The organism is Microbispora sp. NPDC049125 (assembly GCF_040802045.1).
Lineage (GTDB): Bacteria > Actinomycetota > Actinomycetes > Streptosporangiales > Streptosporangiaceae > Microbispora.
In genome coordinates this window covers 27,690-51,938 of the sequence record NZ_JBEZDW010000012.1, presented here as the reverse complement: position 1 = coordinate 51,938, position 24,249 = coordinate 27,690, and the positions used below count along the sequence as shown (strand labels likewise).

Sequence of the window (24,249 nt, the reverse complement as noted above, 5' to 3'; positions counted from 1 at the left end):
GGGACCGGCGGCGTCCGCAGGCTGATCGATGTCCTGAGGCGGCGGCCCCCGTTCCGTGGCGGGCTCAGCCCAGCAGCGTCACCAGGTGGGCCGACACGTCGGCGAGCAGGGTGGCCGGGCGGACCGTCTCCGCGGCCACCGCGGAGAACAGACCGGGCAGCCCCGGCAGGGGGAATCCGTCGTCCAGCGTGACCGGGTGGGCGGCCGGATGCTTCGCGAGCGTGGCCCGGCTGCGGTCCCAGGCCTCCAGCACCTCCTCCGGGGAGGGGACCCCGAAGCCGTGGCCGACCGGCGCCGCGTGGCGCAGCCGTACGAGCGGGGTGTCGGCGAACGCCAGCGCCACCCGGCAGCGGGAGGCGAGATCGTCGAGGCCGGGCACCCATTCCAGCGCCGGGCAGGGGGTGCGGCAGCGGGCCGCGCAGGTGCCGAGTGCCCCCGCGACCTGACTGTGCTGGCGGTCGAAGTACGCGCGCCAGCCGGTCGGCGGCTCCACGGCCACGCGGAGCGTCCGCTCCGCCGCCGACTTCTCGGCCCTGGTGTGGTCGCACCCGCGCTCGCCGATCACTCCGAACCGGCTGCCGGGGGCCCGCAGCCCCTCTGGCCAGCGGGCCGGGTCTCCCGCGTGGCCGAGCGCGGGCTCGAAGGCCAGCAGCGGGAGGTATTCACTGGCGATGTGAACGGCGGCGATCATGGCGCTGAGCTCGCGCCGCCGCCAGCGGATCTCGATGACCTCCAGGAGTAGCGCGTAGGAGGGCCGCATCGAGTCGAGCGCCCCTCTCGGCTGCTCCTTCGGCGTCTGCGGCATGTGGCACGCGCGGGCCCGCGCGCGTAAGTGACCGGGCACCGCCTGGCCTGCGACCTCGGCGGCGAAGTCCTCGGCGTCGAGCGTGAGCAACCGCTGGCCGAACTCGCAGACCGATGCCACCAGGGCCGCCCGCTCACCGTCTCCCAGCACGTCGGGCGCCAGCGCCCCCACGTCGCCGAAGGAGTAGCGGCGGGCCAGCGCGGTCAACAGGTCACGGGCTGAATGCACGCGACGACCCTCTCACGCCGCGCCGAGCCGTGAGGCGGCCGTACGCGCGAGGTCGATCAGCGGGTCGGGCGGCGGTGGGCCCGCGGGCGAGGACACAGTGATGGCGAACGTGCCCCGGCCGGTCTGGGCGGACACGAGCCCGGGGTAGAGCATGGCGCCGGTGCCGACATCGTGGACGGGCCGTCCCTGGACGCGGGTCAGCAGGTGGCCGAGCGTCATGAGGTAGGGCGAGCGCGGGCCGGTCGCGGTGTGGACGTCGACCGTCACCCCCGTCGCCGTCCGGTAGCGGCATGATCGCGCCTCCAGCCAGGCCGGCAGGTCCCCGCTGTACGCCACCGCCTCACCGACGTCGATGCCGAGGGCCCGCTTCAGGTCGGCGGCCGTCACGAGGTCGGCGGGCCCCACGAGACCGGCGGGGAGCGGGCCCCTGTCGCGATCCCGGCCGGCGGCGAGGATCGGGACCTCGCCCAGGTTCTCCGGCGCGTCGATCAGGTGCTCTCCGGTGTCGTCGTAGCCGCCCGCGCCGCGTGTGCGCGCCCGCTCAAGGACCTCGATGTCCTTGATCCAGCCGAGCTTGCGGCCGACGGCCGCCTTCACCACGTCGCCCTCCGACAGCGGGGCCCAGTCGGCCTCACTGATGCCGAACGCCCGGACCTGCCGCGACCGGCCCTCGTCGATGGCGCACCAGTAGGTCCACTTGGGGGTGTCGTTGCCCTTCGTCCCGTCCTGGAACCGGCGGAGCCGGACGATCTGCCCCTGCACGGCCGCCGCGCCGCCGAGGTCGGCGATCGCGTAGACGATGGGCAGGCCGGCTGTCGCCGCGCCCACGACCAGGGCGCCGGGCTGCACGAGCCCCCGGGGCCACAGGTCGAACGCCGAGACGACCAGCAGGATGATCCAGGTCCAGAAGCCCGCGAACGCGCCCGCCGCGAGGCCCCGGAGGATCGTCGGGAGCGGCTCGCGGCCCCACAGCACCCGCGAGGGGTACCGCACGTCGACCACGTGCCACATGCCGCCGTATTCGGACCAGGCCCGTTTGTCGTCGGCGGGGGTGCTGACCGGCAGGCTCGTCACCGCCCGGGGGGCGAGGCCGAGGGCCGCCGCGTACGCCAGGTGGCGGCCCCAGATCGTGACCGACGCGGCGGGCTGCTCGGCGAACCGCCCGGTGGCCGCGAGATGCTCGCGCACCCCCAGCCAGTGGCCGGCCGCCAGCGCGCCCTTTTCTGTGCCGCGCTCGCCGTTGAGCCTGCTCATCAAGCTCACGAGCAGGGCGAGGACCAGCACGGCCACCCCGATGCCGCCCTCGTGCTCGCGGTCGTTGACCGTCACCGCGAGGCCCGCCGCGGCGGCGGGCACGGTGGCCGCGGCGGTGAGCAGCACGGCGTGGGCCCGGCTCCACCGGGGACGCGACAGCCCCTCCTCCCGCGCCTGCGCGATCACCTTCTTGCGGAAGCTCTTCCACCAGCGCCCCAGGTCGCGGGACCCCTCGGCGAGGGCTCCCGTCGCCACCACGCCGTCGACGGCCAGCGAGCGGACGTGGTCGTAGACGAGCTTCTCGTACGGCGTCAGGTCGCCGGGGTCGCGGCGCAGCCGTACGAGCGACAGCTCCGGGCCGATCTCCTCGATCTGGAGCGCGCCCCTGGCGCCCAGGTCGAGCAGGGTGGCGGACGTCGCCTCGTCGCACAGCCGCCAGTCGCCGGTGATCAGGTCGACGACGGCGGGGGAGTGCTCGGCGGGCTCGCTCGTGGCCGGGGCGGGCCGCACCTCGGGGTTCCTCGTGGCGACGGCCAGCGCGAGCAGGAGCAGAAGCCACAGCGCCGCGGCGCCCGCCGCGGCGAACCAGAAGCCCATCGCTAGAACCGCACCTGTACGGGCCCGCGCTCCTCGCCCGGCGCCTGGAAGTACTCCCGCGACGTGAAGCCGGTCATGCCCGCCACCACGTTGGCCGGCACCGTCTGGATCGCGTTGTTGTACGTGAGGACGGCGTCGTTGTAGTACTGCCGGGAGTAGGCGATGCGGTTCTCTGTGGCCGCCAGCTCCTCCTGCAGCTCGGCGAAGTTGTCGCTCGCCTTGAGTCCGGGGTAGGCCTCCGCCACCGCGAACAGGCTCTTCAGCGCGCCGGACAGGGCGTTCTCGGCCGCCGCCCGGCCGGCCGGGCCCTGGGCGCCGATGGCCTGGGAGCGGGCGGCGATCACGGCCTCCAGGGTCTGGCGCTCGTGGGCCGCGTATCCCTTCACCGTCTCCACCAGGTTGGGGATCAGGTCGTAGCGGCGCTTGAGCTGCACGTCGATCTGCGCCCAGGCGTTGTCCACGGTGTTGCGGCCGCGGACCAGCCGGTTGTAGACGGAGACGAGCATCAGGGCCACCACGGCCAGGACGGCGACGACGGCGATTGCAGCGATCACGGGGGGCCTCCTGGGGGGACGGTAGACCCGGGCCACCGACGCTGTGAACGGCCCGGCGCACTCATACCACCGCCTGGGGCTTTCAGCCGGCTTGCGCGCCGCTGTCAGCGCCGCCGCCGTGCCGCCGCGGGTCGTTCACGTCACCCGCACAGGCGCCGCCGCGAGTACGGCGCCGGCACGGCCGTGAACGCGGTCCCTCACAACGCCGCGGGGCCCCGGCGCGCGCCAGGGCCCCTCGGGGTGCCGGATCGTGGCTCCGGCGGGCCAGGTCAGGCCGACGCGTCAGGCCGGCGCGTTCAGGCCGAGGCGTCCTTGGCCCGTGCCCGCAGCGCCCGGCTGACGCCGTCGGCGCCTTCGAGCAGCAGCCTGCGCAGCGCGTGCGGCGGCTGCCCGTCGCTGATCTGGTCCTGGGTCATAGCGACGGTCTCGGGCCGGATCACCAGAGCCGGGTAGCAGCCGATCACGAAGTTCTGCGCCGAGTCGGAGGTCCACTCCGTCCAGATCCGCCCGACCTCCTCGAAGTACTTCGCCGCGTACGGCTCGAGCAGCTCGACGTGGTGGGGGTCGAGGAAGCCGAGGACCGTCGACCGCAGCACCGCGCCGCTGAGCCGGCCGCCGACGATGGCGTCCCAGGTCTGCGCCTTGGCCTCGGCAGTGGGGATCGCGGCCCGGCTGCTGGCGGCCGACCGCTCGCCCGTCGCCGTGGCGTCGCGCGCCAGCTCGGCGTCGATGTCCGCCGCGCCGAGCACGCCGCCGGAGACCAGCGCGTGGGTGAGCGTCCAGCGCAGGTCCGTGTCCACGGCCAGGCCCTGCGGCACGTCGTCGCCGTCCAGGATCGCCCGTACGAACGCCAGGTCCTCGGGCGAGGTGGCCACCGCGGTGAACGCGTTGACGTAGGCGAGCTGGTGGTCCGAGCCGGGCTCCGCCGTGCCGATCAGGCGGCGCAGCGCGGCGGCCAGCTCGGCCAGGCCGGTGGCCCGCCACGCCGGGTCGGCGTACTGCTGGACGGCCTGGCGCGCCTGGCGCAGCACGGTCTGCAGGACCGTCATGTCCTTGACCGAGTCGATGCCGGAGACGACGAGCCGGACGTAGTCGCGGGTGGCCATCTCGGCGTCGCGGGTCATGTCCCAGGCGGACGACCAGCACAGGGCGCGGGGCAGGGACTCGGCGAAGGCGGAGATGCCACCGCCCACGAGGGTCGCCAGCGACCGCTCGTCGAGCCGGATCTTGGCGTAGGTCAGGTCGTCGTCGTTGACCAGCACCAGGTCGGGCTGGACCTCGCCGACCAGCTCGGCGACGGCCGTACGGGCGCCGACGATGTCGAGCTCGACCCGCCTGGTGCGGGCGAGCACGCCGTCGCGCAGGGAGTACAGGCCGATGGCGATCCGGTGGGAGCGCAGCGTGGGGTGCTCCCGCGTGGCCTCCTGGAGCACGTCGAAGCTGAGGAAGCGGCCCTCGGCGTCCGTGGTGAACGACGGGCGCAGCGTGTTGACGCCCGCGGTCTCCAGCCACTCCTTGGACCACGCCGACAGGTCGCGGCCGGAGGTGCGCTCGAGCGCCGACAGCAGGTCCTGCAGGGTGGTGTTGCCCCAGGCGTGCTCGTTGAAGTAGTCGCGGACGCCGGCCAGGAAGTTGTCCAGCCCGACGTAGGCCACGAGCTGCTTGAGCACCGAGGCGCCCTTGGCGTACGTGATGCCGTCGAAGTTGACCTCGACCGCCTGCATGTCGGGGATGTCGGCGGCGATCGGATGGGTCGAGGGAAGCTGGTCCTGCCGGTACGCCCACGCCTTCTCGACGTTGGCGAACGTCGTCCACGCCGCCTGGCCCCAGCGGGTCGCCTCCGCCTGGCACAGCACGGACATGTACGTGGCGAACGACTCGTTCAGCCACAGATCGTCCCACCAGCGCATGGTGACGAGGTCGCCGAACCACATGTGCGCCATCTCGTGCAGGATCGTCTCGGCCCGGCGCTCGATGATCGCGTCGGTGACGCGCGAGCGGAAGACGTAGTCCTCCAGGAACGTCACGGCGCCGGCGTTCTCCATCGCGCCGGCGTTGAACTCGGGCACGAAGAGCTGGTCGTACTTGCCGAACGGGTAGCGCAGGCCGAAGACGCGGTGGAAGAAGTCGAAGCCCTGCTTGGTGACCTCGAAGAGGTTGTCGGGGTCGAGATGCTCGGCGAGCGACCGCCGCACGTAGAGTCCGAGCGGGATTCCGTCGTGCTCGTCCCGCACCACCGCGTACGGCCCGGCGATGAGAGCCGTGATGTACGTCGACATGACCGGCGTGGGCGGGAAGTGCCAGCGCCTGGCGCTCTGCAGGACGCCGTGCCGGCCCCGGTGCTCCTCCAGCTCGTCGATCTCGTCGGGGGCGCCGTTGGAGACGACCTCCCAGTCGGCGGGCGCCAGGACGGTCAGCTCGAAGGTGGCCTTGAGGTCGGGCTGGTCGAAGCAGGCGTACATCCGGTGCGCGTCGGCCGTCTCGAACTGGCTGTGCAGGTAGACCTGCTTGTCGACCGGGTCGACGAAGCGGTGCAGGCCCTCGCCGGTGCGCATGTAGGAGGCGTCGGCGTCGATCTGCAGCTCGTTGTGCTCGGCGAGGCCCGGCAGCGGGAGCCGGCCCTTGTCGGCGTCGTAGGTGTGGACGTCGAGCTCACGGCCGTTGAGGACGGCCTTGCGCACGTGCGCGCCGTGCAGGTCGATGAAGGTGTCCGCTCCGGGCCGGGCCGCGTCGAAGCGGACCGTCGTGATGCTCTCGAACCGGTCCTCGCCCTCCGTCAGGTCGAGCTCGACCTGGTAGGACCGGACGGTAAGCAGCCGAGCCCGCTCCCGAGCCTCGTCGCGTGTCAGATTGCCAGCCACACCTGCTCCTCATCGCCTGATCGATCCCCCGATCCCCGCCCATCCCGTCGCGGAGGGGATTCGCCCCAAATCCTGCCACGTCGCGCGGACAGGATGGCATTCGAGAGGTCTCGTGCCTGGACAGGAGTGACTCGGGGCCCGGTTGACGACCGATGGAACCACATTCCGTTGAGAGGGTGGCACAGTGTCCCGGCGGAAGCATGCCGATTTCCGGTTCGGCTCCGCCGTCCCCGGGATGGATCGCCGCCGCGCGGGCAGGTTCCGGGTGTGCCCACTCGCCATATGACAGCCGCCGCGCAAGGATGAGTCTCATGCGTCAGCTCTACGTGAACGGAGCCTGGGTCATGTCCTCGTCCGGCGAGGGCATCGACGTGGTCAACCCCGCCACCGAGGAGGTGGTGGACCGGGTCCCGGCCGGCTCTCCCGGTGACGTGGAGGCGGCCGTCGCCGCCGCGCGCGCCGCCTTCCCGTCATGGTCGGCCACACCCCCCGCCGAGCGGGGCGCGATCCTGGCCGCGGCCGCCGCCCTGCTGAAGGAGCGGGCCGAGCAGGTCGCCGCCGTCATCGCCACCGACATGGGCGCGCCCGTCCAGCTCGCGCTCAAGGTGCAGACGCTGATGCCGGCCGGCGTCCTCGCCTCGTACGCAGAGCTCGCGGAGCGGTACGACTTCGACGGGGGCCGGGTGGGCAACTCGCTCATCGTCCGGGAGCCCATCGGCGTGGTCGGCGCGATCACCCCGTGGAACTACCCCCTGCACCAGGTGGTCTGCAAGGTCGCCCCGGCCCTGGCCGCCGGCTGCACGGTCGTGCTCAAGCCGAGCGAGGTCGCGCCGCTGGCGGCGTACGCGCTGGCGGAGATCCTGCACGAGGTGGGCCTGCCGCCCGGCGTGTTCAACATGGTCAGCGGTCGCGGGCCGGTGGTGGGGGAGGCGATCGCCGCCCACCCCGGCGTGGACATGGTCTCCTTCACCGGGTCCACCCGCGCCGGCCGCCGGGTGGCCGCGCTGGCGGCCGAGTCGGTCAAGCGGGTCGCCCTGGAGCTCGGCGGGAAGTCGGCCAACGTGATCCTGCCCGGCGCCGACCTGGAGGCCGCCGTCAAGAGCGGCGTCGCCAACGCCTTCATCAACTCGGGCCAGACCTGCTCGGCCTGGACCCGCATGCTCGTCCACTGGGACTCCTACGACGAGGCCGTACGGCTGGCCGCCGCCGTCGCGGGCAAGTACACGCCCGGCGACCCGTTCGCCGAGGGCACCCGGCTGGGCCCGCTGGTGTCGGCCGAGCAGCGTGACCGGGTGGTCCGCTACATCAACCAGGGCCAGGAGGAGGGCGCCCGGCTCGTCCTCGGCGGCACCGACAACCCGCTGGACCGCGGCTACTACGTGGAGCCCACGATCTTCGCCGGCGTCTCACCGGGGATGTCGATCGAGCAGGAGGAGATCTTCGGGCCCGTCCTGTGCGTCATCCCGTTCTCCTCGCAGGACGAGGCCGTCCAGATCGCCAACGGCACGCCGTACGGCCTGTCCGGCGCGGTGTGGGCCGGGACGGAGGAAGGGGCGCTGGCGGTGGCGCGGCGGCTGCGCACCGGTCAGGTCACCGTCAACGGCGGCCGGTTCAACCCGCTCGCGCCGTTCGGCGGCTACAAGCACTCCGGCGTCGGCCGGGAGCTCGGCGAGTTCGGCCTGGAGGAGTTCCTGGAGGTCAAGGCCATCCAGGTGTGAGGTCAGGGGGTCTGGAGGAGGATCTTCCTGCGTTCGGCCTTGGCCAGCCTGTCGACGTACAGCGTGCCGTCGAGGTGGTCGAACTCGTGCTGGAAGCAGCGGGCGAGCATGCCCCTGGCCTTGACCGACACGGGCCGGCCGAGCTTGTCGAGGCCCCGGACGGTCACGCCCGCCGCCCTGGCGGTGGGGGCGTACAGCGGCTTGCCGGTCTCCTTGCCGGGCACCGACAGGCAGCCCTCCTCCTCCACGACCTCGTCGGCGTCGTCGATCGTCAGCTCGGGGTTGATCACGTGGCCCTTGCGGTTGCTGATGTCGTACACGAACAATCGCCGGCTCACGCCGATCTGCGGTCCGGCGAGGCCCACGCCCTCGGCCGCGTACATGACCGCGAACATCTCCTCGATCAGACGGCGCAACTCCCTGTCGAAGTCCGTCACCGGCTCCGCGGGGGTCCGCAGGACCGGGTCGCCGACATAACGGATCTCGCGCATGACGCTCCTGTTCTGCTCGCCGGCGGCCGCCGGCGCGGTAGGTGTCGCGGTAGGTGTAAGGACCCGATGCGGAATGCGCCCATTACTGTAGTGGAGGACCCGCGGTCGTGGCCGCCGCCGGAACCTGGGAAACTTGCTCTGTGCGTGTCTACATCGGTGCCGACCATGCCGGCTATGAGCTCAAGAACCACCTGGTCTCCTGGCTGCGGGAGCAGGGCCACGACGTGCGTGACTGCGGGCCCGCCGGCTACGACGCCGAGGACGACTACCCGCCGTTCGTGCTGCGGGCCGCCGCCGGGGTCATGGCCGACCCGGGGAGCCTCGGAGTGGTGATCGGCGGCTCGGGCAACGGCGAGCAGATCGCGGCGAACAAGGTGCCCGGCGTGCGGGCGGCCCTCGCGTGGAGCGAGGAGACGGCGACGCTGGCCCGCCAGCACAACGACGCCAACGTCGTCAGCCTGGGCGCGCGCATGCACACGCCCGAGCAGGCGGTCCGTTTCGTCGAGCTCTTCCTGGCCACGCCGTTCTCGGGCGAGGAGCGGCACGCCCGCCGCATCGGGCTGCTCGCGGACTACGAGCGGACCGGCGAGCTGCCGCCGCTTCCCTAGCCCCGCCGCCGGAGCGCGCGGGCCGCAGGCCGCGCCGGGCCTAGCGGTCGTGTCCCATGTCGCGGCCTCTGCGGCCCTCCCGGCGGGGGGTCTCGTCGCGGAGGGGCCGCTGGTCGGCGGCCTCCTGCTGCTCGCGGCTCGGCCGGGACACGTCCCGGGCCCGCATCGCCGTGATCGCGGTGATCTGCATGCTCTGCAGTGCCATGCCCCCGACCCTACGTCGTAGCCGGGTATCGGGGCGAGCGGCGCCGGCCGGTCCGACCGCGGAGGAACAGTTCTGTCCCGGTCTGGACTTCCTCCTCGACGCAGCGCCGGCCGGCCGAAGGACGGAATGGGCTAGAACACGCAGCCTGCCCACGGCTTGGGGTCCCACGACATGGCGGCGGACAGCTCGAGCACCGCCCCCGCGCGGTGCTCGCGCAGCAGGCCCGCGTCCGCCAGCGCGACCAGCGGGCGCCCGCCCAGGTACGCCGCGCCGAGCAACCTCACGGGCAGTGTGAGATCGGCGGGGTCGTCGGTCCGCTCACACGTGGCCTTCGCCGTGGACAGCCGCCAGCGGCCCGCGTTCCACGGGCACAGCTCGTCCTCCACCTCGATGACCAGGTCGGCCGGGGCGGCGTACGCCCGGGAGGTCAGCGCGCGGTCCACGTCGACCAGCCGGATCCACAGGTCGTCCAGCCATCCCGCGTTGAGCTGCCGCGGCTCGGCGAGCAGGTGCATGATCGGGTCGTCCACCGGGCGGCTCCAGGCGTGCACGCGGGAGCAGAGGTCCCGGTCGAGGACGCTCCGCCACGCCGCCGCGTACGCCGCGGGATCGGTGGCGAACAGTTCGATGAGACGGACCTCGCCGTCCGGCACGTCGTGGTCCGTGGTGTCGCTCTTGACCCGGAAGAGGGCGTATCCCCTCGGGCCGCCGTCGTCTTCCACGATCATGCAGCGCAGCGGGCCCGCCCCTCGGCGGTCGTGCTCGTCGTCGCCCAGGATCTCGGACCGCCAGAACGCCTCCGTGCGAGCGTAGAGCCCGGGCCGGCTCGGCCGTACGGAGTCGAAGACGTGCTGGAGCTCCGGCAGGGAGTCCGCCGGCTTGGCCACGCGCAGGCGCAGCGCGGGGTCGGAGGGCGCGCCGGGCACGAACGCCGAAGCCCGGGTGGAGATGCGGAAGAACAGGGTGTCGGCCGCCCTGCCGTACCCGAAGCGGCCGTAGATGGCCGCCTCGCTGGCGTAGAGCGCCGCGACGGCCTCGCCCCCGCTGTCGTGGAGCTCGTGGAGCTGCCGCGCCATGAGGGCCGTCAGGACGCCCCGGCGCCGGTGTGAGGGGAGCACGCCGACCGCGGTCACCCCGGCGACCGGGATGGGGCCGCCGGGCACCGTCATGGTGAAGCTGAGCGCCGCGGCGCAGCCGACCATGAGGTCGTCCCGGTCGTGGTCGACGGCCGCCAGCATGCGGTCGAACTCGACCAGGGTCTTCCACCGGTCGGCGAAATGCGGGGGATAGGACGAGTTGAAGGCCTCGTAGTCCACCGCCACGAAGGTGGGCCAGTCCGATTCGTTCACGGGACGTACGGTGACAGTCACCTGCCAAAGCGTACGAGCTGCCCATCTGGAGGGGCGACCCAATATCCGGGCTCGATGATCAAGGTGTTGGTCAAGCGGGTGCCTCCGGGAGGGGTGGGCGGATACAGTCGAGCTCATCATGACTTCCCGACCGGCGCCGCTGATTCCTCCGCGGCTGCGCGCGCTCCTGATGCGCGTCCCGCTGCTGGTGCCGTTGGTCCGGTTCGTCCGCCGGAGCTGGTCGAAGGACAGGCATGTCCTGGTCGCCCTGGTCGTTGTCACCCTGGTGATCGGGGCGCTCGACGCCGAGGTGTCGCCGTACTGGTTCTCGCCCTCGCTGCTGATCCTCGTCATGCTGATCGGGGGCCTCCAGCTGCGGCTGCGCAGCCTGGCGGTGCTGCTCGGCGCCGTCGTGGTCTCGCTGGCCTACATGGGGCCGATCAGGGAGGCCGTCACCGTCGGCCCCGGCCTGCTGATCACCATGTCGTTCACGGCCGTCCTGGCCTGGCTGATGGCCCGCACGCGGGGCGTGCTCGGCGTGCAGGGCCTGCGCGGCGACGCCATGCTGCTGGAGCTGCGCGACAGGCTCAAGCGGCAGAGCGAGCTGCCGCCGCTGCCCAAGGACTGGGGCGGCAAGGTCGTGCTGAAGCAGGCGGGCGGCTCGTCGTTCGGCGGGGACTTCGTCGTCTCCATGCGTGAGGGCGACCGCGTCCAGCTCGCCGTCGTGGACGTCTCCGGCAAGGGCGTGGACGCCGGGACCCGCGCGCTCATGCTCTCCGGCACGTTCGGCGGGCTGCTCGGCTCGGTCGCCGACTTCCTCGGCGCCTGCAACCTCTACCTGCACCGCCAGCTCGGGGACGAGGGGTTCGTCACCGCCGTCCACCTCGCCCTCGACCTGTCCACGGGGGAGTACACCATCACCTCCGCCGGCCATCCGCCGGTGGTGCGGTTCGACGCCGGGTCGGGCACCTGGCGCGTCTCCACCGCGAAGGGCGTCGTGCTCGGCGTCGTCCCCGACCTGCACTGCGAGACCGACAGCGGGGTGCTCCGCAAGGGCGACGCCCTCATGCTCTTCACCGACGGGCTGATCGAGCAGCCCGGCCGCGACATCGACGCCGGACTCGACCGGCTGCTCGGAGAGGCGGAGCGCCTGCTGCCGTCCGGCTTCCGCGACCGCGCCCGCCAGCTCGTGCACTCCATGACGTCGGGGCACAACGACGACTGCGCCCTCGTGCTGATCTGGCGCCCCTGACACGCCGTACGACGGCCCCGTTTCCCCCTCCGCACTGTAACGTTGTGTAACTGTTCATGTGCGGACCGTGAAAATGGTCACTGGCCGGGTCCGATCCGGCCTGAGATTCTCGGTACGGCTATGGCGACGCGGCCGAAAAGGGGCGAAATATCGTGGGGAAGCGATATGAACTGCACTGTCGCACGGATCCCATCTTCTACGACTCCCCTCATTCCGGTCTCCAGGGCCCCGGGCTCGACTTCGAGCAGGCACGCGGCGGCGTCCCCGCGGGCTGGGCGCGCACCGTGCGCGCTGGCTGGGTGACCTGCCGGCCGCTGTCGGGCTCGCTGCCCGACCAGGGCTGGAAGATCCACGTCTCGGCGTGCCTGGACGACGCGGAGGCCATCCTGGAGACCACCGTCCGCCACTGCCTGGGCGCCGGTCTCGCCTTCAAGTTCGTCCGCTCGCTCCCCCTGTTGCGCCTGCACAACGCTAAGGACGCCGATCCCGGGGCCGCGGGCAAGTTCGTCACCGTGTACCCATCGGGGGAGGACGAGCTGGCCAGGGCGCTGGCCGACCTGGAAAGGCTGCTCGACGGCAGGCGCGGCCCGGACGTCCCCGGCGACCTGAGGTACGGCGCGGCCCCGCTGCACGTCCGCTACGGCGGCATCGCCGAGCGCTACCGCGTCTCCCCGGAAGGCCGGCGCGAGCCCGTGATCGCCGATCCCGAGGGGGCTCTGGTGCCCGACCGGCGCGGGCCGCGCTTCACGCCGCCCTCGTGGGTGGAGCTGCCCGCCTTCCTCCTGCGGCAGGCGCGCCAGGCGGCCACCCCCCTTCCGTACGAGGTGGAGGGCGTGCTGAGGGCGTACAACGGCGGCGGCGTCCATCTGGCCAGGGATCCGCGTACGGGAGAGCAGGTCGTGCTCAAGGAGGCCCGCCCGTACGCCGGGCTCGACGCCTCGGGCGCCGACGCGATCACCCGGCAGGAGCGTGAGGCGGCGGCGCTCGAACGCCTGGCCGGGCTGCGGGCGGCCCCCCGGCTCATGGGCCGCTTCACCGCGGGAGGGCGCGGTTACCTGGTCCTGGAGCGCGTGCCGGGCGAGCCGCTCGGCACGCTGTTCGCCAGGCGCTACCCGCTCGCCGGCGCGGGCGGGGCCGACCTCGGCGGCTACGTGTCCTGGGCGACCGGGATCTGCGCGGCGGTCGAGGACGCCGTCACGAGGATCCACGAGAGAGGGCTCGTGCACGGCGGGATCACGCTCGGCGACATCATCGTCCGACCGGACGGCGGGATCACGCTCGTCGACTTCGAGTGCGCCCGGCCGGTCGGCGAGGCGGCCGGCCCGGGGCCGGGCGATCCCGCGTTCGCCGCGCCGTCGGCCGTCTCCGGTCTCGACGCCGACCGCCACGCCCTCGCCCGGCTGCGGTTCGCGCTCTTCCTGCCGCTCACCGAGCTGTTCCTGCTCGATCCCGGGAAGGCGGGCGAGCTCGCCGAGGTGATCCGCGGCCTGTTCCCGATGCCGGAGGGCTTCCTGCGGCCCGCGGCGAGGGTCGCAGGCCGCGGCGCGACCCGCACGGCGCCCGCACCCGCCGGCTGGCGGGAGATGCGGGCCTCCATGGCGGACGCGATCCTGGCCTCCGCCACCCCCGAGCGCGACGACAGACTCTTCCCGGGCGATCCCGCGCAGTTCGACGGGGCCGGGCTCGGCCTCGCCCATGGCGCCGCCGGGGTGCTGTACGCGCTGGACGTGACGGGCGCGGGCCGCTTCCCCGACCATGAGCGGTGGCTGATCGACCGGGCCCTGCGGCCCGGCGACGACGCCCGGCCGGGGTTCTACGACGGCCTGCACGGCGTCGCCCACGTGCTCGCCCACCTGGGCCACCACGACGTGGCGCTGGAGGTGCTGGAGCGCGCCGCCGAGGCCGGGCGCCGCACCGATCTCGGCGCCGACCTGTACGGCGGTCTCGCCGGGATCGGGCTCAACCAGATGTACCTGGGCGATCTCGACGGCGCACTGGGCACGGGCGCCCTGGTCGCCGAGCGGATGCCCGGCCAGGCGTCCGAGCCGGGCGGCGCCGCCGGGCTGATGCGGGGCGCCTCGGGGCCGGCGCTGCTGTTCCTCCGGCTCTTCGAGCGGACGGGACAGGTCAGGTGGCTCGACCTGGCGGAGGGCGCCGTCCGGCGAGATCTGCGCCGCTGCGTCCCGCAGGCCGACGGATCGCTCCAGATCGACGAGGGCTGGCGGACCACGCCGTACCTCGACGGGGGCGCCGTGGGCGTCTGCTGGGTCCTCGGGGAGCTCCTGCACTACCGGGCGGACCCGGAGCTCGCCGCGGCGCGGACCAGGCTGGACCTCGCCGCCCGGTCACCCGTCCACCGTCACAGCGGGCTGTTCGGCGGCCGGGCCGGGATCATCGCGTACCTGTGCCGTGAGCGGGCCGGCGGCTGGGGGCGGGAGGATCCGGAGGTCCCGCGGCAGCTCGACGCCCTGTCCTGGCACGCGATCGGCTACCGGGGACACCTCGCCTTCCCCGGCGAACGGCTGTTGCGGCTGTCGATGGACCTCGCCACGGGCACCGCGGGGGTGCTGCTGGCGGCCGGGGCCGCGATGCACGACGAGCCGGTCGGCCTGCCGTTCCTCGGGGGAGCGATTCCCGCCAACCCCCTGGCCGGGGCAGGCCGATCCCGGGCCGAGGCGTGAAAGCGAGCCCCGGGCCGGCCCGGCTCAGAGCCAGCCGGAGTCGCGCGCGATGCGTACGGCGTCGACCCGGTTGCGGGCACCCGTCTTGTACAGGATCCGCGACAGGTGGTTGCGCACCGTGCCGACCGACAGGCACAGCTCCGCGGCGATCTCCTTCGAGCGCGCGCCGCCGGCCGCGAGCCGCAGCACGTCGAGCTCGCGCGGCGTCAGCGGGTTGTCGGCGGCCTCCAGCGCGGCGACCGCCAGATCGGAGTCGACGACGCGGCGGCCCGCCGTGATCCTTCGGATGCCGTCGGCGAGCTGCTCCGGCCCGACCTGGATGCTCATGTAGCCGAGGACCCCGGCGGCGAACGCGCGCTTCACGTGCCCGGGGTTGGGCTGGCCCGACAGGACCATCACCCGGCAGCGGGGCACCTTCTCGCCGAGCCGTGCGGCGGCGCTGAGGCCGTCCACGCCCGGCAGGTCCGCGTCGATGACGGCGGCGTCGGGCTGGACGTCCAGGGCTGTGGGCACGATGTCCTCGGCCGAGCCGACGTCGGCCACCACCTCCAGGTCGCTTTCGCCGTCGAGCGACGCGACCAGCCCTCGCCGTACCAACGGAAGGTGTTCGGCAACCAGGATCCGGATCAAGATGCTCCCCTCTAGACGGTCTCTCACAGGGTGATCGACCGGATGCGTACTGTCAACGAAGTGTCCCCATTCGGTCAAGCCGCCGCAACCTGAACGGGTTTCGAACGGCGTCCGGACGTCGGTGCGGTGGGCTACTCTCGAAAGATGCGACGTCTGGCAGGCCACCTTCTCCGACACGGGGGTACGCGCTGATGAGCTGGCTGTCCGTGGCCGGATTCGTGGTTCTCTTCGTCGGGCTGCTGATCTCGATCGCCATGCACGAGATCGGCCACCTTGTCCCCGCCAAGCTCTTCAACGTCCGCGTGACGCAGTACATGGTCGGGTTCGGCCCCACGATGTGGTCGCGCAGGCGGGGCGAGACCGAGTTCGGCCTGAAGTGGATCCCACTCGGCGGCTACATCCGGATGATCGGCATGCTGCCGCCCCGGCCGTGGGACGACCCGACCAAACTGCGCAGCATCTCCACGGGCCCCTGGCAGGGCCTCATCGAGAACGCGCGGGCCGTCGCCTCCGAGGAGATCCAGCCCGGGGACGACAGCCGGGTCTTCTACCGCAAGCCGTGGTGGCAGAAGGTCATCATCATGGTCGGCGGCCCGGCGATGAACTTCGTGCTCGCCTTCCTGCTGTTCGCCGTCGTGATGATGGGGTTCGGCGTGCAGGTGGTCAAGCCCACCGTGTCCTCGGTGTCGAAGTGCGTGATCGCGGCGACGGAGGCCGACAGCCGCGAGTGCGGGCCCACCGATCCGCTGACACCGGCCGCCAAGGCGGGGCTGCGGCCCGGCGACCGGATCACCTCCGTGGCAGGCACGCCGGTCGCCACCTGGGAGGAGGCCACCCGGCTGATCCGCACGCACGGCGCGGGCGCCGCGGCCCTCGGCGTCGACCGCTCGGGTAAGGCGATCACGCTGAACGTCGACCTGATCGCGCAGGACATGCCGGCCCTGGACGACCCCGAGAAGATCGAGAAGAACGTCGGGTTCCTCGGCGTCCGGCCCACCGCGGTGATCGAGAAGCAGGGCCCGGGCTACGTGGTCGGCCAGATGTGGGATCTCACCAAGCGCACCGCGGCCTCGATGGTCAACATCCCGAAGAAGATGGTGGGCGTCTGGAACGCGGCGTTCTCCGGTGAGAAGCGCGACCCCAACGGCCCGATCGGGATCGTCGGGGCGGGCCGCATCGGCGGGGAGATCGCGGCGGCGGAGATCCCGCTGCAGAACAAGATCGTGGTGTTCATCAACCTGCTCGCCGGGCTCAACCTGGCGGTGGGCATGTTCAACCTGATCCCGCTGCTGCCCCTGGACGGCGGCCACATCGCGGGCGGTCTGTGGGAGGGCGTCAAGCGGGCCTTCGCCCGGCTGCGGCGCCGGCCCATGCCGGGCTACGTGGACGTCGCCAGGGCGCTCCCGCTGACGTACGTCATCGCGGGCCTGCTGGTCGCCATGGGTGGCCTGCTGATCTACGCGGACCTCGTCAACCCGGTGCGCATCTCCGGCTGATCCTCACCGGTCTCGGCCCGCACCGGACGCGCCTGGTTCAGGCCGATGTACCGGCGTCAGAGGAGACCGGTGTCTCTTGGTTATTCGCCTGTCGCGCCGTCGATACGCTGGCGCAGCAGGTCGGCGTGGCCGTTGTGCCGGGCGTACTCCTCGATCATGTGGATGATCACCCAGCGGAGCGAGTAGTGGACACCCTGCCGCGCCGTTCTGGTCATCGTGTCCAGGTCCGCGCAGGCGGCCTCGGCCGCGCGTGCGTGCCTGATCTCCTCCTGCCAGACGGCGAACGCCTCCTCGGCGGATGCCGTGTCGACGTTGTCGAACTCACCGTCGGGGTCGTCCTCGGTGTAGTAGATGCCGGCGAGGTCCTCGCCGTTGATCCTTCGGCGGAACCAGCTCCGCTCGACGTCGGCCATGTGCCGGACCAGGCCGAGCAGGGAGAGGCTGGACGGCGGCACGGAGCGCAGGCGAAGCTGCTCCTCGGTCAGCCCCTCGCACTTGACGGCGAGCGTCTCCCGGTGCCAGTCGAGCCATGCGCGCAGCATCTCGCGTTCGCCGCCGGCGGTGGGCGGATCGGTCCTGGTGTCTTCGGCCATCCCCGAATGATGCCCGAACAGTTGATTGATGTCATATTGTCGTCGGATGGGCGAGTTGGAGCGGCTGCGCACGCTGTGCCTGGCGCTGCCCGAGGTGACCGAGCGTCTCAGTCACGGCACGCCCACGTGGTTCGTGCGGGGGAAGAAGACGTTCGTCATGTTCGCCGACCACCACCACGACGACGGCCGGCTCGCGTTCTGGTGCGCCGCGCCGCCCGGCGCGCAGGAGGAGCTGATCGAGGCCGAGCCCGACAGGTTCTTCCGGCCGCCCTACGTGGGCCACCGGGGATGGCTGGGGGTCCGTCTCGACGCCGTCCCCGTCGACTGGGATGAGATCGGGGAGATCGTGGCCGCCGCGTTCCGCCAGGTGGCGCCCAAGACGCTCGCCGCCCAGGTCCCCGCTCCTGGCGTACGGCCGGCAGACGTGTGACGCCCGCCGCCGGGCCACGTGACAGGCCGTGAAACGACCGGCGACGTCCCTGACCGTGGAGCGCCGCGGGTCGGCCTCGTCGTTGTGACGGCGCATTCCGCGATCGCATTTCCTCATTCGCCGTCGTATGCCATCGTTGATCACGTGCCTTACGCCGCCGATCGCGTCCCGGGAGAGTCGGTCGCACGCCGTGCGCTGGCCGCCGCGTTCGTCGGTCTCGTCCTTCCGCTGCTCGCATGGGGGATCACCCTGGCCGGTCTGGCCGTCGTCCCGTACGACGGATCCGCCTACACCGGTGGCTGGGGGCGTGTCGGTCAGGGGATGGTCATCGTCGCGGGAGCCGTGCCGTTCCTGCTGGTCGTGGCCTGGCCGTTGCTGTGGGTGCTGCGCGTGCGGCCCGCCTGGCACGTCGCCCTCACGGCCCCCATCGCGGCCGCCGTCCTGTGGATCGTCCTCAACCAAGTGGACGCACGGATCACCAGTGACGCGGTGGTCGGCATCCCCGCCGTCCTGGCCGTGGCGTACGGGGCGGCCGCGCTGTTCACCACGGCGGGGACACCCTTGTGGTGGTGGCAGCAGTTGCCGCTGATGGCTGTGGGCGGCCCTGCGCCGATACCGGTGGCGGAGCCTCGGCCGCACCTCCCCGACGTCGGGATCCCCTTGATCGCTCCCGATCTACCTGCCTACACGGTGGAACGCGTCTCCGCCCGGCCCGGCGGCCTGCGCTACCTTCTTCGCCCGTCGGCACTTCATCATGCCGCCACCCCGGCCGAACGCGATGCCTCCACGATCACCGTGATCGTCGGATCTCGCGTCGATCCGCCCGGCGAGGACTCCGCGTACGAACCGGAGGGCCCGCGGACCTGGCGGCGAGTCACGGACGAGGGCACGATTCACGTGGTCGACCGCGACGACGCCACGGTCATGCTGAAAGCCGGCCCTCGGGTTCCGGCCCCAGTCCTCGCCGAGGCGGTCGCCACCCTCCGGCCCCGCCCGCCATCCCATTTCACGTCCGGAGGCCAGGGGTCCTGACGCCAGCCGTGCGATGCTGCTCCTGTGGACCGGAGTGCCCTTGCCGATCTGCTGAGCGATGCCGGGGAAGCCGGCGCCGCATGTCGTCGCGCGCTGGTCTCCGGGGGAGATTACGAGGTCTGGCCGGCACCCGTCTCCACCCGCAGCCTCGTCCGCGTCTACCGGCGCCGAGAACGTCTGAGTCGTCGGCGTGGCATCTCATCTGTCGGCTTCGCCGATGCTGTCGTTCGCCTCGACACCTGCGATCTCGAAGTCGTTCTTATCGGCTACGTCGAGAGCGTGAGCCCCGCGTACCACTTCCAGATCTTCCTGTCTGCTGACGCCTCACGCGTGATCGCATGCCTGGGCATCAGTCAGGAACACAAGGCGCCGTCCGTGGGCCCCGGTTCCTCACCTGTCTCCAGTTGAAGCGGTCGAAGTGCAGGCCGGGCTCAATTCCCGCTTGCTCGCCTGCGACGAGTCGCTCCGCACCACAAGCGACCTGAGACAACGCTCCCGTTCGTCGCCGTCGCTTTCCAGTGTCTTCCCAGCCGTGTGCCCCAATGCGCCCCGGCCGTCCTGCGGTGGCGCCTAGCTTGCAGGCATCTCCTGGGAGAGATCATCAGGTAGGGGCAGATCCAGCGCCCCGAGGAAGGCGGCGGTTTTCACCTCCACGAAGACCTCCCCGTCATCGAGGTCGTCCACGTCTTCGTCCTCGTCCACGTCGATCTCCGCCGGGTCGACATCCTCAGCGAGATATGGCGCCAGCTGAAGCTTCTTATCCTCGCGCTCGGCATCACTGGAAACGCCATGAACCTGTCCCCACCGGTTGGCCAGTCCTGTCGCTTCGAGCGCTGGGTCGGTCGGCGCCGAGGCTTCCGGGTCTTCGAAATAGGTGCGCGGGGTAACGCCCAAGTAGGCAACCCCCGAGCCGGGCTCCGCCGGCCGATAGACCACGGTCGTGATGTCGCTGTCATGAACGCTCATCATGAGCCAGGGCTCGGCGAGATCCGGATGCTGATCGGCCTCGTGCTCCAGCCAGCGGCTCCCGTCATACAGATAGGTACCGAAGAACCCCACCAGCTCGTCTCCCTCCAACTGGACGGCACACCTAATGTTCCGTCGAAAGGCGAAGTTATCGCGCGCCCAGGGATCATCGCGGGCCCATCGGGTCGCCCTCAGTGGGCTCGCTGCATCGCATTGTCTAGCCGCACGTATTCGGGCCGCCCCACTTAACAGACGACCCGAACTGTCCTACTGAGAAGAGAGTGAGGTCGCCGATGCTGCCGCCCGGCTGGATGCACGTGTGTGAGCCCGAGAAGTCTGCTCCGCGATAGATGCGGATTGCTTTGGCGGTATTGTTGATCACCGAAAAGGTGTCCTCGTTGATCGGCTCCGGCAGAGGATTTCGGTCTCCGAATGTCGGGCTCGGCGCCGCCTGATATCGATATCCCGTGAACCCCCGCTCGGTCCAGAGGCACCAGGAGCCGGCGGGGCAGGTGTCCGCTTGCGCCGGTGCGGCAGAGACGAGAGTCGTTGCCGCGATGACAGCTGTGACAGCAGCCAGGTGGAGTAACTTCGACGCTTTCGTGATCATGCTCTCTCCTGCCCAAGAACGGATCATGTCGGGAGCGCGCTCAGGGCGCGAGGCCGAGGACGTCGCGGAAACGGCTCAGGCGGAGCGTAGGGAATGCCGGTATAGATGGGGTATAAGCCCTGCTCTAGGCGGGAATTCCGACTACGCGGGAGCACGGCTTCCCCATGCTGCGACACCGTCTCGCCTCGGTGCTTTTCGAAGACGGTGCTTTTCGAAGACGGTGCTTTTCGAAGACGGTGGTCGATCAAGGCGGTTGCCGAACGCCGACCCCGGCTTCACCCTGCGGACGTCCACGCACCTGATGCCCTCCGGCGAGACCGGATACAGGCGGCCGTCGAGAGCGCCTGGGCCAAGGGGCCGGCAGGCGGCTTGCGGGCTCAGTACATCGAGATGTGCACATGGTCGTAGTGGTTGGCGGTGATCCCGCCTCTGTCGGCCATGGGCCGCCAGCCGGGATGGCCGAGGTTGTAGATCCGCTGCTGCCAGATCACGTACATCACGCCGAGCTTGGGGCCGTTCTTGATGGCCCACGCGGCGACGCTGTCGCCGAGCGCCTTCATCGCGGGGCTCGGCATGGAGCCGCCGGAGCTCATCATGAAGTCGCAGGCCCGGCCGAGCGGGTGCTCGCCGCTGTCCTCCGCCCGGTAGCAGCCGACGGGGAAGCCGAGCGGGAAGTGGTCGCGGACCTCCGTGCGCATCAGCGCGGTACGCGGCGTGATGTTGTCCGAGCCGCTGGGCAGCTCCGGGGCCCAGGAGCCGCCGGCCCGCTTGCCCGGGGCGACGGGGACGAGTTGGTCGAGCTTGTCCTTGATCTCGTCGATCAGGTCCTCGGCGTCCTCGCGCTGCCCCTTGACGGCGGCGGCCTGCGACGTGAGCTGCGCGGCAAGCACCCGGGCCGCGTCGGCGGCCTGCTGCCGCTCGGTGCGTACCTCGGCGAAGCGGGTGATCATGGCCGCCTGCTCCTGTTCGAGCTGGAACACGACCATGGCGCTGTTCAGGTCCGGCAGGAGCGTGGCGTCGCTCGTCTGGTAACGCGCTCCGGCGAACTGGCGGATCGCCCGCTGCGCGGCGTCGTAGTCGGTCTGCGCCCGCGCCAGCCGGTCGCGGGCGGCCTTCTCGGCGTCCTTCGCCTTGGCCAGCGCGACGCGTTTGGCGTTGTAGTCGGTGATGAGCCGGTCGACCTTCTTCTGCAGGCCTGCCAACTGCTTCTTGAGCCGGGTCTCGCTCGGCTTGGGGTCGGCGTGGCCTTCGGCCGCCGTGCCGAACACGAGCGACGCGCAGGCGAGCATGCCGACGGCCAGGGGGATCGCGCGGGGCAGCGCCCACTCCTCTCCATACGCCTACCGGGTTAGCTGACGGGTTCGGGCTGGAGAAGCCCGGGCACGGTGATGCCTGCACCCCAGTTTCTGGATGGGTCCCCGGTTCCCGGGCGAGGCGCCCGGGATTAGGTGAGCCGGCTGTGACAGCCGGTGCGAGGGATACTAGTGGTAAAGATTCAGCGCTTGCCACCCCAAGTCGCAATCATTCGGAGACCGCGCCGTTATCCGCCTCGCGCAGCATCCGGGCCGCTTCCTCGGGGAGCACGTCGTTGACGAAGGCGCCCATCGCGGCCTCCGAGCCCGCGAGGTACTTCAGCTTGCCCGCAGCCCGCCTGATGGTGAAAAGCTGCAGGTGGAGGTACGCGAGGTCGCGTCCGTACGTGACCGGCGCCTGGTGCCACGCAGCGATGTACGGCATGACGACGCCGAACAGGCCGTCCAGCCGGCGCAGGACGTCGGTGTAGAGCGGCCCGAACGCCGAGCGCTCCTCGGCGGTGAGCGCGGGGATGTCCGGAACCTGGCGGTGCGGGTAGACGTGGACCTCGAACGGGTAGCGCGCCGCGGCCGGCACGAACGCCGTCCAGTAGTCGTTGGACGCCACGACCCGCGGGCCCTTCTGCTCGGCGGCCAGCACGTCGGCGAACAGGTTGCCGCCGTCGTACCGGGAGGCCGCCCCGAGGATCTGCCGGGTGCGCGGGGTGACGTAGGGATAGGCGTAGATCTGCCCGTGGGGGTGGGGCAGGGTGATCCCGATCTCGGCGCCCCGGTTCTCGAAACAGAAGACCTGCTCCACGCCGGGCAGCGCGGACAACTCCGAGGTGCGGTCCGCCCACGCCTCCATGACGAGCTCGACCTGGTCGTCGGTGAGCGAGCTGAACGAGGCGTCGTGGTCGGAGGTGAAGCAGACCACCTCGCAGCGCCCGATCCCCGGCCGCACCTCGCTGAGCCCGCCCACCTGCTCGTACTCGCCGGTGTTGAAGCTGAAGGACGGGAAGCGGTTCTCGAACACGGCCACGTCGTACGCGGAGGGGATCTCCGAGCCGGGGTGCGCCGGGCAGAGTGGGCACTCCTCGGCGGACGGCAGATGGGTCCGGGTCTGGCGATGCCGGGCGACGGCCACCCACTCGTCCATCAGGGGGTCGTAGCGCAACTCGGAGGAGAAGGGCCGCGGGGGCAGATCGCGGGTGTCGATGGCGCTGTGATCCGCGTCGTCCCGGCGATCGAAGTAGAACAGCTCCCGGCCGTCGGCGAGGTGGGTGATGGTGCGCTTCACTGTGCCGCCTCCAGCTCGGCGTCCTTCGGGTCGACGACGATCAGCTCACCGGCCTGCTCGGCGAGCTCGGTCCTGGCCTCGTCGGACAGGCCGACGTCGCTGACCACCACATGCGCCTCATGCAGCGCGGCCATCGAACTTATGCCGATCGTCCCCCACTTGGTGTGGTCGGCCAGCACGACGAGCTGCTGCGCGGCGGCGACCAGCTCGCGGTTGGTCTCGGCCTCCAGCAGGTTGGGTGTGGTGAACCCGGCCCTGGCGCTCATCCCGTGCACACCCAGCATCAGCGTGTCGACGTTCAGCGACCTCACCGCCGCGACCGCGACCGGGCCGACGAGCGCGTCCGAGGGGGTCCGCACGCCGCCGACGAGCACGACCGTCTGGTCGGCCCGCCCGCCCCGGTGGAGGACGTCGGCCACCTGCACAGAGTTGGTGATGACGGTCAGCTCGGGCACGTCCAGCAGGTGGTGGGCCAGGGTCCACGTCGTGGTGCCGGCCGACAGCGCCACCGCCGTGCCCGGCCGCACGAGCTGGGCGGCCCGGCGGGCGATCGCCTCCTTCTCGGCCTGCTGCCGTACGGACTTGGCCGCGAACCCGGGCTCCTCGGTGGAGCCGGTGCCGGCCGCGGTCGCCCCGCCGTGTACCTTTTCCACCAAGCCCCGCTCCGCCAGCACCTCCAGGTCGCGTCGTATGGTCATGTCGGAGACACCGAGATCGCGTACGAGCTCCGCGACGCGCACTCCGCCGGTCCTGCGGACCCTTTCCAGGATCGCCTGCTGCCGTTGCTGGGCCAGCATTACATCGCTCCTATCAACAGATTCAAACAAATGATGCCACATATAGGCAGAAGACGTGTTGAATCATGGTGAAGTGAGACGCACGGCACGTCGCCGCCCCCAGTGAAGCAACGCTACTTTCCCTTGTACGGCATGACCCCCTCGGAGGACAGTGGGCAAAAGCCGTACATCACGGAAGCTGGTGGGTGATGGGAAAGCGCGCGCGTAAGTCGAAGGCTCGCAGGAAGAAGAAGGCCAACCACGGTAAGCGGCCCACCGGGCGCTGACCGAAACGGCGGAGCCCCCGCCGTCCCCGAAACCGCGCACGGCCGAGGGACTCATGGCCTCCCGGGCAGGGACCTTCGTCACTACAGCCCCACGGATCCCAATGGTGAGATGCTCATCGGCTGGGTGCGCCTCCACGGATCCGGCCGGTCCAAGCGCCGGCGGGCCTCCACCGGTGCCTTCGCCAGGGGGGAGGAAGCCGTGGATGAGCATCTCGATCCAGTCGTGTGCGCGGC

22 protein-coding genes and 1 riboswitch are annotated in these 24,249 nt (G+C 71.4%); of the genes, 8 read left to right on the top strand and 14 right to left on the bottom strand.

The annotated features are described in order from the left end of the window. Window positions 1–64: 64 nt before the first annotated feature. The 4 genes from AB0B72_RS16225 to pepN form a co-directional block, all read right to left on the bottom strand. Window positions 65–1,033 carry a hypothetical protein gene (locus AB0B72_RS16225; RefSeq protein WP_367739551.1) on the bottom strand — a complete coding sequence of 323 codons (969 nt, stop codon included), beginning with the start codon at window positions 1,031–1,033 and terminating at the stop codon, window positions 65–67. 12 nt (window positions 1,034–1,045) lie between these two features. Further along, window positions 1,046–2,884, bottom strand: a complete 1,839-nt coding sequence (locus tag AB0B72_RS16220; RefSeq protein ID WP_367739550.1) for a hypothetical protein — start codon at window positions 2,882–2,884, stop codon at window positions 1,046–1,048. 2 nt (window positions 2,885–2,886) lie between these two features. After that, entirely contained in the window at window positions 2,887–3,438 is a 552-nt protein-coding gene (locus AB0B72_RS16215) for a LemA family protein (protein ID WP_367739549.1), read from the bottom strand. Window positions 3,439–3,734: 296 nt separating this feature from the next. Then, on the bottom strand, window positions 3,735–6,299 hold the full coding sequence (gene pepN / locus AB0B72_RS16210) for an aminopeptidase N (protein WP_367739548.1): 2,565 nt from the start codon (window positions 6,297–6,299) through the stop codon (window positions 3,735–3,737). 311 nt (window positions 6,300–6,610) lie between these two features. Here pepN and AB0B72_RS16205 point away from each other — a divergent pair, with 311 nt between their 5' ends. Then, window positions 6,611–8,017 (top strand): aldehyde dehydrogenase family protein, encoded by a 1,407-nt coding sequence (locus AB0B72_RS16205; RefSeq protein WP_367739546.1) that lies wholly within the window; start codon window positions 6,611–6,613, stop codon window positions 8,015–8,017. Between the two features lie 2 nt (window positions 8,018–8,019). Here AB0B72_RS16205 and def read toward each other — a convergent pair whose 3' ends face one another. Then, window positions 8,020–8,508 (bottom strand): peptide deformylase, encoded by a 489-nt coding sequence (gene def / locus AB0B72_RS16200; RefSeq protein ID WP_367739545.1) that lies wholly within the window; start codon window positions 8,506–8,508, stop codon window positions 8,020–8,022. A 140-nt stretch (window positions 8,509–8,648) separates the two neighbouring features. Between def and AB0B72_RS16195 the strand changes: the two genes are divergently transcribed. Then, window positions 8,649–9,116, top strand: a complete 468-nt coding sequence (locus tag AB0B72_RS16195) for a ribose-5-phosphate isomerase (RefSeq protein ID WP_367739544.1) — start codon at window positions 8,649–8,651, stop codon at window positions 9,114–9,116. Window positions 9,117–9,156: 40 nt separating this feature from the next. Here the strand turns inward: AB0B72_RS16195 and AB0B72_RS16190 are convergent, their stop codons facing one another. Beyond that, on the bottom strand, window positions 9,157–9,321 hold the full coding sequence (locus AB0B72_RS16190) for a hypothetical protein (RefSeq protein ID WP_367739542.1): 165 nt from the start codon (window positions 9,319–9,321) through the stop codon (window positions 9,157–9,159). Between the two features lie 131 nt (window positions 9,322–9,452). After that, on the bottom strand, window positions 9,453–10,691 hold the full coding sequence (locus AB0B72_RS16185) for a GNAT family N-acetyltransferase (RefSeq protein ID WP_367739541.1): 1,239 nt from the start codon (window positions 10,689–10,691) through the stop codon (window positions 9,453–9,455). Between the two features lie 118 nt (window positions 10,692–10,809). Between AB0B72_RS16185 and AB0B72_RS16180 the strand changes: the two genes are divergently transcribed. Both AB0B72_RS16180 and lanKC read left to right on the top strand, forming a co-directional pair. Continuing rightward, entirely contained in the window at window positions 10,810–11,922 is a 1,113-nt protein-coding gene (locus tag AB0B72_RS16180; RefSeq protein WP_367739540.1) for a PP2C family protein-serine/threonine phosphatase, read from the top strand. A gap of 152 nt (window positions 11,923–12,074) precedes the next feature. Next, on the top strand, window positions 12,075–14,603 hold the full coding sequence (gene lanKC, locus AB0B72_RS16175) for a class III lanthionine synthetase LanKC (RefSeq protein ID WP_367739539.1): 2,529 nt from the start codon (window positions 12,075–12,077) through the stop codon (window positions 14,601–14,603). 24 nt (window positions 14,604–14,627) lie between these two features. Here lanKC and AB0B72_RS16170 read toward each other — a convergent pair whose 3' ends face one another. Continuing rightward, window positions 14,628–15,233 carry a LuxR C-terminal-related transcriptional regulator gene (locus AB0B72_RS16170; RefSeq protein WP_367739537.1) on the bottom strand — a complete coding sequence of 202 codons (606 nt, stop codon included), beginning with the start codon at window positions 15,231–15,233 and terminating at the stop codon, window positions 14,628–14,630. A 191-nt stretch (window positions 15,234–15,424) separates the two neighbouring features. On the opposite strand from AB0B72_RS16170, the gene AB0B72_RS16165 reads away from it, so the two are divergent. Then, window positions 15,425–16,729, top strand: coding sequence for an RIP metalloprotease (locus AB0B72_RS16165; protein ID WP_367739536.1), 1,305 nt, complete (start codon window positions 15,425–15,427; stop codon window positions 16,727–16,729). Between the two features lie 80 nt (window positions 16,730–16,809). On the opposite strand, the gene AB0B72_RS16160 is transcribed toward AB0B72_RS16165, so the two are convergent. Then, window positions 16,810–17,322, bottom strand: coding sequence for a DinB family protein (locus AB0B72_RS16160; protein ID WP_367739535.1), 513 nt, complete (start codon window positions 17,320–17,322; stop codon window positions 16,810–16,812). A 46-nt stretch (window positions 17,323–17,368) separates the two neighbouring features. On the opposite strand from AB0B72_RS16160, the gene AB0B72_RS16155 reads away from it, so the two are divergent. The 3 genes from AB0B72_RS16155 (at window position 17,369) to AB0B72_RS16145 (ending at window position 19,192) form a co-directional block, all read left to right on the top strand. Continuing rightward, a complete protein-coding gene (locus AB0B72_RS16155) occupies window positions 17,369–17,752 on the top strand; it encodes an MmcQ/YjbR family DNA-binding protein (RefSeq protein ID WP_367739534.1) in 384 nt (127 codons plus the stop codon). A gap of 144 nt (window positions 17,753–17,896) precedes the next feature. After that, window positions 17,897–18,784: a hypothetical protein gene (locus tag AB0B72_RS16150; protein ID WP_367739533.1), complete on the top strand. Its 888-nt coding sequence runs from the start codon at window positions 17,897–17,899 to the stop codon at window positions 18,782–18,784. A 24-nt stretch (window positions 18,785–18,808) separates the two neighbouring features. After that, window positions 18,809–19,192, top strand: a complete 384-nt coding sequence (locus tag AB0B72_RS16145) for a hypothetical protein (protein WP_367739532.1) — start codon at window positions 18,809–18,811, stop codon at window positions 19,190–19,192. Between the two features lie 162 nt (window positions 19,193–19,354). On the opposite strand, the gene AB0B72_RS16140 is transcribed toward AB0B72_RS16145, so the two are convergent. The 5 genes from AB0B72_RS16140 to AB0B72_RS16120 form a co-directional block, all read right to left on the bottom strand. Continuing rightward, a complete protein-coding gene (locus AB0B72_RS16140; RefSeq protein WP_367739531.1) occupies window positions 19,355–19,843 on the bottom strand; it encodes a hypothetical protein in 489 nt (162 codons plus the stop codon). Between the two features lie 124 nt (window positions 19,844–19,967). After that, a complete protein-coding gene (locus AB0B72_RS16135) occupies window positions 19,968–20,360 on the bottom strand; it encodes a peptidase inhibitor family I36 protein (RefSeq protein WP_367739530.1) in 393 nt (130 codons plus the stop codon). A 377-nt stretch (window positions 20,361–20,737) separates the two neighbouring features. Next, window positions 20,738–21,649: a coiled-coil domain-containing protein gene (locus AB0B72_RS16130; protein WP_367739529.1), complete on the bottom strand. Its 912-nt coding sequence runs from the start codon at window positions 21,647–21,649 to the stop codon at window positions 20,738–20,740. A 34-nt stretch (window positions 21,650–21,683) separates the two neighbouring features. Continuing rightward, window positions 21,684–21,821: riboswitch (cyclic di-AMP (ydaO/yuaA leader) on the bottom strand. A 60-nt stretch (window positions 21,822–21,881) separates the two neighbouring features. Next, window positions 21,882–22,952, bottom strand: a complete 1,071-nt coding sequence (gene galT, locus AB0B72_RS16125) for a galactose-1-phosphate uridylyltransferase (RefSeq protein WP_367739528.1) — start codon at window positions 22,950–22,952, stop codon at window positions 21,882–21,884. Further along, window positions 22,949–23,749 (bottom strand): DeoR/GlpR family DNA-binding transcription regulator, encoded by an 801-nt coding sequence (locus tag AB0B72_RS16120; protein ID WP_367739527.1) that lies wholly within the window; start codon window positions 23,747–23,749, stop codon window positions 22,949–22,951. The genes galT and AB0B72_RS16120 overlap by 4 nt, the downstream gene beginning before the upstream one ends. Window positions 23,750–24,249: the final 500 nt, after the last annotated feature.